8 protein-coding genes and 1 CRISPR repeat array (1 of these 9 running past the window's edge) are annotated in these 11,032 nt (G+C 49.5%); all 8 genes read left to right on the top strand.

The features are described from left to right. Positions 1-154 precede the first annotated feature (154 nt). Positions 155-1,696 carry an MDR family MFS transporter gene (locus AC3B5A_RS02260; RefSeq protein WP_489798456.1) on the top strand — a complete coding sequence of 514 codons (1,542 nt, stop codon included), beginning with the start codon at positions 155-157 and terminating at the stop codon, positions 1,694-1,696. A gap of 267 nt (positions 1,697-1,963) precedes the next feature. Next, positions 1,964-4,297 carry a CRISPR-associated helicase Cas3' gene (cas3, locus tag AC3B5A_RS02255; RefSeq protein WP_489798454.1) on the top strand — a complete coding sequence of 778 codons (2,334 nt, stop codon included), beginning with the start codon at positions 1,964-1,966 and terminating at the stop codon, positions 4,295-4,297. A gap of 188 nt (positions 4,298-4,485) precedes the next feature. Beyond that, positions 4,486-5,136, top strand: coding sequence for a type I-C CRISPR-associated protein Cas5c (cas5c, locus tag AC3B5A_RS02250; RefSeq protein ID WP_489798453.1), 651 nt, complete (start codon positions 4,486-4,488; stop codon positions 5,134-5,136). Next, positions 5,133-6,926, top strand: a complete 1,794-nt coding sequence (cas8c, locus tag AC3B5A_RS02245; protein WP_489798451.1) for a type I-C CRISPR-associated protein Cas8c/Csd1 — start codon at positions 5,133-5,135, stop codon at positions 6,924-6,926. Before cas5c ends, cas8c begins: the two co-directional genes overlap by 4 nt. A 9-nt stretch (positions 6,927-6,935) precedes the next feature. Further along, the gene (cas7c, locus tag AC3B5A_RS02240; RefSeq protein ID WP_489798449.1) at positions 6,936-7,859 is read left to right on the top strand and encodes a type I-C CRISPR-associated protein Cas7/Csd2; all 924 of its coding nucleotides are present in this window, start codon (positions 6,936-6,938) and stop codon (positions 7,857-7,859) included. Positions 7,860-7,911: 52 nt separating this feature from the next. Next, on the top strand, positions 7,912-8,619 hold the full coding sequence (gene cas4 / locus AC3B5A_RS02235) for a CRISPR-associated protein Cas4 (RefSeq protein WP_489798447.1): 708 nt from the start codon (positions 7,912-7,914) through the stop codon (positions 8,617-8,619). Between the two features lie 17 nt (positions 8,620-8,636). Continuing rightward, the gene (gene cas1c, locus AC3B5A_RS02230) at positions 8,637-9,668 is read left to right on the top strand and encodes a type I-C CRISPR-associated endonuclease Cas1c (protein WP_489798531.1); all 1,032 of its coding nucleotides are present in this window, start codon (positions 8,637-8,639) and stop codon (positions 9,666-9,668) included. Between the two features lie 118 nt (positions 9,669-9,786). Beyond that, a complete protein-coding gene (gene cas2 / locus AC3B5A_RS02225; RefSeq protein ID WP_489798445.1) occupies positions 9,787-10,083 on the top strand; it encodes a CRISPR-associated endonuclease Cas2 in 297 nt (98 codons plus the stop codon). Between the two features lie 268 nt (positions 10,084-10,351). Beyond that, a CRISPR array of direct repeats spans positions 10,352-11,032; the repeat unit is 31 nt; unit sequence GTCACCCCCTCACGGGGGTGTGGATTGAAAT; it runs 1,241 nt beyond the window's last position.

Here is an 11,032-nt window from a genome sequence, read left to right as displayed (position 1 = left end):
GACGATCGTGTGATTTCTTGCCTCTGGGCGCTGTGTAGGGGTAAAGCGCGGGCCAGGCATATGCCTTGTGCTGATGCAATGCGCGAAATTGGGAGCCTATGTCTGTAGCATGCTGCAATCTATTAAATGTAGCTAGCTATAGAAAGGGCATGTAGTGACTCAGGCGACAACCAAGCGGCAAATGCCGCAGCAGGGTAGCGGCAGTAAGCGCTCGCAATCCCGGAATAACGGAGAATCTCAGGTATCGAAGGGGCCCGAACCTGCGGATCTTATCAGTTCCAAGCAGCGCGGTCCCATGATGGCAGTGCTGTTGTTCGGGTCATTTGTGGCTCTGCTGGCCGAAACGTTCCTCAATAACGCACTGACCACTATCATGGAGTCGTTCGCCGTGAGCCAGTCCACCGCGCAATGGCTCACCACCTCGTACCTGCTCGTGGTCGGCCTCATGATTCCGATGTCGGCCTGGCTGTTCAACTCGTTCAAGTTGAAGCCCAACTTCCTCGTCATGATGGGCGTGTTTTTTGTTGGCTCCATCGTGTGCATCTTCGCGCCGAACTTCTGGGTGCTGCTCGCAGGACGCCTCATCGAAGCCGTGGCCGCCGGAGGTCTCATGCCGTTCATCCAGAACGTGATCCTCATGATGTTCCCACCTGAGAAGCGCGGCATGGCCATGGGCATCACCGGCCTGGTCATCGGCGTGGGACCTGCCATCGGACCGACTATCTCCGGTCTGATCTTGAAGTGGTCCGGCTGGCAGATGCTCTTCATCGTGCTTGCCGTAGCCAGCGGTCTGACGTTTGTGCTCGGCTGCGTTTTGGTGCACAATATCACCACTCCGAAGATGGAGAAGACTGACGTGCTCTCGTTCGTGGAGTCGATCGTAGGCTTCGGTCTGTTGCTCTACGCCCTGTCGGACATCGGAAATACGGGCAAGGTCACGCCGCTGCTGGCGGTGCTGCTTGTGGTCGGCATCGTGGTGATCATCATGTTCTGTGTGCGCCAGCTGCACCTCGACAAGCCGCTCATGAACATACGAGTGTTTGCCAACGGTCGTTTCAGCCTGAGCACTGCACTGAGCACCATCAGCAACATTTCCATGGTTGGCATAGAACTCGTGCTGCCGCTCTACCTGCAGACCACTCGAGGCGAAAGCGCGCTGGCCGCAGGCCTTGTGATGATGCCCGGCGCCATCGTGATGATGCTGTGCAACCCGATCTCCGGCACGATGTACGACAAGTTCGGCATTCGCAGGCTCTCGCTGTTCGGCTACGCCATGCTCATCATCGGTTCGCTGCCCATGCTCTGGTTCAACGCCTCCACCAGCCTCCTCGAGATCGGCCTGCTCTATGCGGTGCGCATGGTAGGTATCTCATTCACCATGATGACCACCTTTACCGAAGGCATCAACGCCATCGAACCGGAACTGACCGCCCACGCCAACGCGGCATCGTCCACCGTACGCCAAATCGGCGGTTCGTTCGGCACTGCCATCGCCATGCTTGTCATTGCTTTGGCTGGTGCGAGCGCTGGAACCGGCGCCAGCAAGGCCGCGCAGGCCGCAGCTCAGGCCACGGGCTACCAGTGGGGCTACATCATCATGCTGATCTTTGCGATCATCGGTTTCGTCGGTTCGTTCTGGCTGCCGAGTGCCAAGGGGGCGAAGGGTAAGCAGAACGAGATTTCCGCTGCAGTGTGAGTGGCAAGTCTTCGAAATAGAACGCTGGGGGCTGCTGTGCTGAGCGCGGTGACCCTAGCGTTCGTGTCTTTTAGCTATTAACAATGCATTGGAGTACTTTCCCGAGGCTGGTATTACTTGCCGCAGCATCTACGGATCATTGCTGCCAGGTGCATAGAGCATGAGATGTTGGGAAAACTCGCAATGATTCTTCCAATAGTCGAAATCAGGTAATCTAAAATACGAGACATAATAAATATCTGAACTGGATAAAATGAAGGATTTCCTATGCAATATTACGCAAGAACGAGCGATCATGGGTATGAAAGTTGTGTAGAACACCTTGTCATGGCAGGCAGTTGCGCGGGCGTCTTCGCTAATCAATTCGGATATCTCGATGAGGGTCTAGTAGGTGGTTTGCTGCACGATATCGGCAAATATTCGGATGATTTCCAAGAGATGATACGTCACACAGATACACGCCGGCATGTTGATCATTCAACGGCTGGGGCGCAGGTTGCTCTGAAGGAATTGCGTAATTCGTTGTTGCCTTTCTCCATTGCTGGGCATCATGCAGGTATTCCCGATTTGGGTGCCAGCACCACCACAAGTGAAAGTTCGGCGCTACAGGGGCGGTTGAAACGAGTTGTTCCCGATTATAGTGCTTGGAAGGAGCAATTGAACGTTGACGGCATAAACCTTTCCAATGGGTATACAAACTCAAAAGAGTCATATTCCGAGATGATGCTGATTCGTATGCTGTTCTCATGTTTGATTGATGGTGACCGGTTGGATGCGGAATCATTTACCAACCTCGATGTCGATCGACAAGAAACACAAATGATTGAAGGTTTCCACGATGCATATGGCACCGAGAATCTAGCGGATGAACGTGCTCCGAAATATGAGCGGATGCACAAACAGTGTGAAATTGAATCTGATAAAGTCCATGAAAGCCAGCAAAAAACACTTCGTCGCTTGTTAGCGGTTTGCAGAGATAAAAACGAGTCTTTCTTTACTGCTGACAATAAAAGTACGCTGGATAACAAACGTTGCGATTTACTTCGGCAGTGCACTCAGCACGGTAGTTCGCCAGATTGGGGAAGCGATATCTATACGCTTACTGCTCCAACAGGTAGCGGGAAAACCAATGCATCTTTGACCTTCGCGCTCGAACATGCTGTGGCTCACAACAAAAGCAGAATCATCTATGTCATTCCGTATACCTCAATCATTGACCAGACTGTGGGAAAGTTTGAGGAGGAATTCGGCACTGGTGTTGTACTTCCTCACTATGGTGAGGCATCATATCAGCTTATTGGTGAAGATGACTTGTCAGGCGACGATTTACGCAAGAGTTTGGCCAGCGAAAATTGGAATGCGCCAATAGTCGTCACCACTGCGGTGCAGTTCTTTGAAAGTCTGTATTCAAACAAGACATCGCAGTGCAGGAAGCTGCATAACATAGCAAATTCCGTAGTGATCTTTGATGAAGCGCAAACGCTTCCGGTACCGTATCTAAAACCGTGTGTACAAGCCATTGCGGAATTAACGAAGCATTACGGCGTGACTTCGCTGCTCTGCACAGCGACTCAGCCAGCACTCAACGATTTGTTTGCCGACGCCTTCGATGATAAAAGCAGGAAGATTCGTGAAATTGCACCGATGAGCGAAGATGACTTTTCAGGATTCAGGCGTAACCGAATTGAGTACATCGGCGATGTCGAGCTATTGGACTTGGCGGTTCAGCTCGATTCACATAAGCAGGTGCTCTGCGTGGTGAATACCAGAGCGGAGGCTCAGCAGATTTATAATCAGATGGTTGGAGAGGGGAGTGATGAGGGGTATTTCTGTTTGACCACTCTGCTGTGTGCGTCTGATCGAGTACAGCAGTTTGCGCAGATAAAAGAGCGATTGGGTAATGACATGCCATGCAAGGTTGTTTCAACGTCGTTGATTGAAGCGGGTGTTGACCTTGATTTTCCTGCGGCGTATCGAGAGAAAACGGGATTGGACTCCATTCTCCAGACAGCCGGAAGATGCAACCGTGAAGGTAATGGCGAGCCTGATGAATGCGTAGTCAAAGTGTTTTCTACGCGCGAAGGTAATTTAAGCATGATCAGCCAGAATCGTTCTGCTCTTGATGCAGTGATGAAGAAATATGAAGACATACAGTCGTTGGCTGCGATTCATGCTTATTTTAAGGGATTATTGTCTTTGAAAGGTGACAAAGCCTTAGACAGCAATGAGATTTTACGTATGCATGAGATGGATTTTGTTCCTACAATGCCATTTGTACAAATTTGCAGAAAATTCAAGCTCATCGACTCCCCGACAGTTCCTGTTTATGTGCAGATCAACGATGAGAGTAAAAGCCTGTGTGAGCAGCTTGTCAGTGGGCATTACAGTCGTCAACTGTTCCGCAAACTTGGAAAGTATGCCGTGAATGTATGGCCTCGGCAATTGGAGAATCTGCAAGGAGCCGGCGCCATCCTCGGATATTCGCGAGATGGCGATGCCGGCGAAGAAGAATGCTATGTCTTACGTGATGTCGAATCATTCTATAACCAGAAAACTGGTTTGAATGTAGAAGAGCAGTACGGAAGAGGAATTTCAGTGTGAACAGCAGTGTCTCCTCGAGACTTCGCGAATGCGAAAGTTCGGGAGGGAATGCACATCAACTAATCCATATTTCAATCCACGCCAGACCGGCGACGTTCAGATTCTGACATGTCTGATTGATTTCATGGATAGTTTTATGCATGGTATGCTCGAATCTGGAAGATGCGGAGATGTAAGGGAGCACGTCTATGTCGGTCAAACTTGAAGTGTGGGGAGATGGGGCGCTCTTCACACGCCCTGAGATGTCAGTAGAACGTGTCTCCTATGATGTGATGACACCGTCGGCAGCGCGCGGAATTCTGGACGGCATATATTTCCATCCCGGATTGCTTTGGAAGATTGACAAGATTACGGTCATGAATCCGATACGCTTTGATAACATACGGCGTAATGAAGTTTCTGAAATTGTGAGCGGGCAAAAAGTACGTTCCATGATGTTGGGGAAACCGGAAAGTGTTATTTACACTTCGAATTCAATTCAACAGCGTGCTTCTATATATCTGCGTGATGTTCATTACGTTATTGAAGCACATTTTAATATGACACGGAATGCTGCGCCTAGTGATACCCCAGCTAAGTTCATCAGCATATTCAATAGACGTGCGCAAAAAGGGCAGTGCTACAGGACTCCTTACTTTGGCTGCCGAGAATTTCCTGCCAATTTCAAATTGTGGGAAGAGCCTGATGAACCGAAAGGGTTCGAGATAGGCGAGCGGGACTTGGGCTATATGCTCTATGACATGGATTTCAGAGACATGGCGCACATCCATCCTCTTTTCTTTAGAGCAAAGCTCAGCGACGGAGTACTGGATGTGAGGGACGTCGAGGTGGTCTCATGATTGAAGATTTGATTCGTCTCTTCGATACTTTGGCGCAGAAAGGGAAGGTTCCGGCATACGGTCAGGAAATTGTTAATGTCCCAGTCGGTTTGGAGATCGATGATGCAGGTGAATTGATTCGTGTACTTCCGTTGGGCGATACAACAAAGAAAAAGCGTCGCAATGAAATGCCTGTTCCGGCGAGAGTAGTTCGTTCGAGTGGTATTCGAGCTAATTTTCTCTGTGATACCGCAGCGTATTTGCTTGGATTCAGTGGTGATGCTGATAATAAAAAGGCCTCGGATCGTGCATACAAGTGTTTTGAAGCATCCGGTGATTTGCATAAAGGTTTGCTTTCCGGAGTAGAGAGTCCAACGGCTCAAGCAGTGTTAGCCTTCTTTGATAAAGGACCGCAGTATCTCGCCATGCAAGAGTTGGTTGATGATGACGAATTGAAAATCGTTAAGCAAGCCAATCTTATGCTGTATCACGAGGGTCAGCCGGTCATGGAAGACGCCGTAATCGCACACGTTTGGGAAGATAACTTCTCGCGTGCTTCTGATGATTCCGAGAAAGTGTCTGGCGAGATTAAGACGGAAGAAAGCCTTGTGGACGGAAAGCTGGTCGTTCCGGTAAACATTCATCCCAAAATCAAGCACGTTGCAGGTGCGCAATCGGTAGGCGCCTCATTGGTTTCGTTTAACGCCGCTGCATTTAATTCCTACGGGAAAGAACAAAACGGCAATGCGCCAATGAGCGCCGAGCAGGCGAACAAATATGTGACGGCGCTTAATACGTTGCTTGCTGATCGTCAGCGTACGGCGCTGCAGGGGGACACAACTATAGTTTTTTGGTCAGAATCAGCCAATCCTCAATACCCTAAGACGCTTATGGAAGCGCTGGGTCTGGAAGAAAGTGCTGAAGGGACACACAGGGGTGACCATGAAGCGGACATAGCGCAGGCAGTAAAGTTACTGGCACAAGGGGAAATGGCTGACTTAGATGGATTCAAGCTTAACCCAGGGGAACATTTCTATATTCTTGGTCTTGCTCCAAATGCTGCCAGGCTGTCTGTTAGGTTCTATCTGAAAGATACCTTTGGTTCTTTCCTTAGTAACATCAAGAAGCACTATGATGACACAGCTATCGTCAGGCCACAGTATGAGAAAACGTCAACGATGCCGCTCTGGCGCATGCTCAACCAGACTGAGAATAAGAAAGCCAAGAGCGGCGTACCTGCTGTCTTAGTGGGAAGCGTACTCCGTGCAGTTTTCATGGGTACTCCGTATCCAGCTTCATTGCTCACTAACGTTATGCTGCGCATACGCGTTGAAAAAGACATCAACGCTGATAAAGCTGCGATTATCAAAGCGTATTATCTTCGTAGTCCAAACCAAGGATGCCCCAAGGAGGTATTGCAAATGACAGTTAATGAAGAGAGTCATCACATCCCTTATGTGTTGGGGCGTATGTTCTCACTCTATGAGCAGATACAGTCAGCTGCGAACCCAGACATTAAAACCACCATTAAAGACAAGTACTTCTCAGCTGCTTCGCAAACACCGTCTATGATTTTCCCTCTTTTGGGAGATCTTGCGGAGAAACATATGCGTAAGCTGCGTAACCTGACTCCAGGGCAGCAAGTGTATCTGGGCCAGCAGCTCAGAGAGTTGGCTGGCAATATTGGTGAGCAGTACCCAAAGCGTCTCACCTTGCCTGAACAAGGTGCATTCCAGCTCGGATATTATTTCCAGACACAGAAACGCTATGAAAAGAAGACGCAAAACGAAACTACAGAAAACAACAAGTAGGAGAAAACCATGAGTGAAGTAATCAAGAATCGTTACGATTTTTCGGCGTTTTTCGATGTTGAGAACGGTAACCCCAATGGTGACCCTGATGCGGGCAATATGCCGCGAATCGACACAGAGACCGGGTTGGGGATTATTACCGACGTGTGTTTGAAGCGTAAGATTCGCAATTATGTGCAGATGATTGATGACGATAAATCGCCTAACAGGATTTATGTTCAGGAGCGAGTGCCGCTTAACAGGCTCGACGCAGGTGCCTTGGAAACGTTTGGCATTGATGCTGATGCCAAAACCGTGGATAAGAACATCAAAAAAGCCAAAAATGATGACCCTGATCTCGACATGAAAATTCGCGATTATATGTGCTCCAACTTCTTTGATATCAGAACTTTCGGTGCTGTTATGACGACGTTTGTCAAAGGAAGTTTGGCATGTGGACAAGTTCGTGGACCAGTTCAGTTGGGATTTTCGAAGTCGATCGATCCAGTAGTTCCGCAAGAGGTCACTATCACTAGGGTTTCGGTGACAACTGAGAAGGACGCTGAGACGAAGAACAACACGATGGGGCGCAAATACATCATTCCTTACGGTCTTTACCGTGTGAATGGATATATTTCTGCCAAGCTAGCAGAGAAGACTACCGGTTTTTCCGAGGAGGATCTTGAACTGCTCTGGCAGGCAATCTTGAACATGTTCGAGTTCGACCGTTCAGCAGCGCGTGGCAACATGGCTGTACGTAAGCTGTATGTGTTCAAGCATAGTAACGATTTGGGTGATGCTCCATCATATAAGCTGTTTGACAGTGTTACAGCGAAGCATAAACAAGATGTGACTGCACCGCGGAGCTTTGACGATTACGATGTCGCTTTTAGTCGCAATGGTATACCTGACTGCGTTGAAGTGAGCGAAAAAGTCGAAGGCATCGTGCTGTGAATATTGAATTATGCAATGTGCCGAAGTTCAGTACATTTTGCGAGATTCTATTATGGCTGTAGCTGAGAGTAGATGTGCACAGGGATTGTCCCAAGGGCCGACCGAATATCCTGAAGAGGATTGGTTGGCCCTTTCGGGCATTCAACACTTTGCGTTCTGCAAAAGGCAGTGGGCATTGATTCACATTGAGCAGCAATGGGAAGAAAATGAGCGAACGGCCAAGGGGCAGTTGGAACATCGGCGAGCTGACGATTATCGACAATCAGAGTCGCGCGGTGACGTACTGCTGATGCGGTCGCTCAGGATTTTTTCGCGCCGACTGGGAGTCACTGGCATTTGTGATGTCGTCGAGTTTCATAGTGATGACGATGGTGTCGAACTGCAGGGGCGCGACGGTACATGGTCAGCGTATCCTGTGGAATACAAGCATGGACGTTCGAAAGCCAAGGATGAGGACCGTCTGCAGTTGTGTGCTGAAGCTATGTGTCTGGAAGAGATGTTGGCGTGCAGGATTCCGGAGGCCGCACTCTACTATCATGAGACTCGACGCAGAGAAACGGTTGCATTGAGTGATGATTTACGTGATCAAGTGGTGCAGATGTTCGCACAGATGCATGAGGTATATATGAGAGGGAGCACTCCGAAAGCGAAGCGCACCAAGGCATGTAACGCCTGTTCGTTGAAGAACCTATGTCTGCCGGAATTAACCAAGGCAAAATCGGTGCGAAGCTATATAGAGCAGGCCTTGGATGAAGCCTGATACGGGAGAGAGTGAAAATGCGAAGATTTTTGAATACCTTGTTTGTCACCACTGAAGACGCTTATCTTTCGACAAAAAATGACAACGTTATAGTGCAGGTCGGTGACAAGAAGCTGGCTGCTGTTCCGCTTCGTTCCATAGAGCAGATTCTGTGCTTCAGTTACAAAGGCGCTTCTCCTTCTTTGATGGGGAAATGTGTTGAGTTCAATGTTGCGCTTTCGTTCTTCTCCCCACGAGGACGGTATTACGGTTCTGTTCTTGGGGAGCAGAACAGGAATGTGCTGTTGCGGCGAGAACAGTTCCGTATCGCCGATGATGGCAGCAGGAGCTTGCCCATAGCGAAGGCTTTCATTTTGGGCAAGGTCTTTAACTGTCGCTGGGTGTTGGAACGTACGAAACGTGATCATTCTTTGCGTGTGAATGTTGAGAGGCTGTCGAAACAAAGCATGCTGCTGCATAGTGCCGTTGATTCGATAGCTGCTGCGAAGAGTATTGATGAACTGAGGGGTGTTGAAGGTAATGCGGCGAAAGATTATTTCTACGCTTTTGATGATTTGATACTGAAGCATAAGGATGATTTCTACTATGAGGCGCGCAGCCGCAGACCTCCGTTGGACAATCTTAATGCGTTGCTTTCATTCGTATACACTTTGCTGACCAATGATTGTGCTGCGGCGTTGCAGGGTGTAGGGCTGGATCCTTATGTTGGTTTTATGCATACGGACAGACCGGGAAGAGCATCGCTTGCGCTGGATTTGGTGGAGGAGTTCCGGCCGGTTCTGGCAGATAGGTTTGTGCTGACGCTGATTAATAACGGTGTCGTCAAACCCACTGATTTTGAGAAGCATGAGAATGGCGGTGTGCTGCTTAACGAGAAGGGGCGTAAGACGGTGCTTGCAGCGTGGCAGAAACGGAAATCGGAAGAGATTACTCACCCGTACCTGCAGGAAAAGTTGCCGTGGGGGTTGGTGCCGTACGTGCAGGCGTTGCTTTTGGCAAGGACGTTGCGCGGGGATTTGGATGGATACCCGCCGCTGTTGTGGAAATAAGGCAGAATATATCGGGAAATATCAATGGGCGAACTTTCTGCGCAGCATAGAGGATAACGAGAGTCGTCTGCCTGCTTGTGGGAAGCGTTGCCTGTTTGGCACGTGATGGTCGAGGTTGATGCACATGATGGTAGTTGTTGTTTATGATGTCAATACGGAAACGTCTTCAGGTCGGAGGCGTTTGCGCAATGTGGCGAAAACATGCATGAGATATGGTCAGCGGGTTCAGAACAGTGTTTTTGAGTGTGTGGTGACTCCGGCTGATTATGCGGTGCTCAAGGACTGTTTAGAGAGGATAGCGGACCTCGGATTGGATAGTCTTCGGTTTTACAATTTGGGCGCCAAGTATTCGAACCGGATTGAGGCCGTAGGTGTCGAGAGGCACCTGCCAGATGACGGGATTATGATGTTGTGATTGTTTATTTCGTCCATATGGTGTTGTGTGAAGGTGAAGTGCTCAGTAAAGTGTGGTGGGTTCGCACCTTTGCTGGTGTGAGGAACCGCTATTGTGATGGAAGTAGAGACGTGGTTTTCCTATATACTGGGCATGAGAAGCATGGTGACTTTCTCAGGATGCGTTGATAATTGAATAGAGAGACAAGATTTGTCTGGATGGGGTTGGATGAATAAGGATTCTGATAGACTGTATCTCGCATGGTGAGAAGTAATGTCTCATTTTTGCAGTCACCCCCTCACGGGGGTGTGGATTGAAATAAGCAGGAGGATGGGGCGGCCGACTACACCGTGGTCACCCCCTCACGGGGGTGTGGATTGAAATCTGTACCGAAAACCTTCCCACCGGACAGGAAATCGTCACCCCCTCACGGGGGTGTGGATTGAAATCAAAATACGCTATTGCCATTCGTAAATTACGAGAGTCACCCCCTCACGGGGGTGTGGATTGAAATCAGCAGATGGCCCAAAGCATCGACGACAACATCGAGTCACCCCCTCACGGGGGTGTGGATTGAAATACGGGCCATTAGCGCATCAATACTGACATCAAAGTCACCCCCTCACGGGGGTGTGGATTGAAATCCGTCAGCCCGTTGACTACCACAGCCCATAGCGCGTCACCCCCTCACGGGGGTGTGGATTGAAATTCGTAGATGGCGCCGATGGTGTTGTAGGTGGTGGTCACCCCCTCACGGGGGTGTGGATTGAAATAGAGTTTGTATGGTTTTTGCTCATTTTGTTGCTAGTCACCCCCTCACGGGGGTGTGGATTGAAATTCCAGCACGACGCGCACCATATGCCCGGAGCATGTCACCCCCTCACGGGGGTGTGGATTGAAATTGACGAGTACGGATACTTGCAACTGCCATCCATAGTCACCCCCTCACGGGGGTGTGGATTGAAATCCA

The sequence above is a fragment of the Bifidobacterium sp. ESL1133 genome (assembly GCF_058107325.1).
This window is presented reverse-complemented; position numbering and strand designations above follow the sequence as displayed.